Annotated in this window: 1 pseudogene; it reads right to left on the bottom strand. The window is 63.8% G+C overall.

Annotation, left to right across the window (positions count from 1 at the left end):
* Positions 1 to 254, bottom strand: a pseudogene (locus tag M3149_RS22940) (IS3 family transposase); the annotation flags it as partial.

The raw sequence follows: 254 nt of genomic DNA, 5'->3' as shown, positions 1-254 counted from the left end.
CACAAAATCCATGCTCCAAACCTCGTTGACCGTGCGTGCCAGCTGCAGCGGCACACGCTCATTGATAGGCCGTTTGCTCTTCTTGCGCCGGCGCACAGCCAGGTTGGCTTGCCGGTAGAGGCGGTACTGACGCCGGGAAACTGCGGGCGCAGCAGGTCGTGGATGCGGCGGTAGCCAAAGCGCCGGCGCACATGCGCGATCTCCACGATCTTCTCGTGCAGATCCAGCGTAGCCTGGTCGGCCGTCGGTGGATG

It is taken from the genome of Hydrogenophaga intermedia, from assembly GCF_023715105.1.
GTDB lineage: Bacteria > Pseudomonadota > Gammaproteobacteria > Burkholderiales > Burkholderiaceae_C > Hydrogenophaga > Hydrogenophaga intermedia_A.
This window is presented reverse-complemented; position numbering and strand designations above follow the sequence as displayed.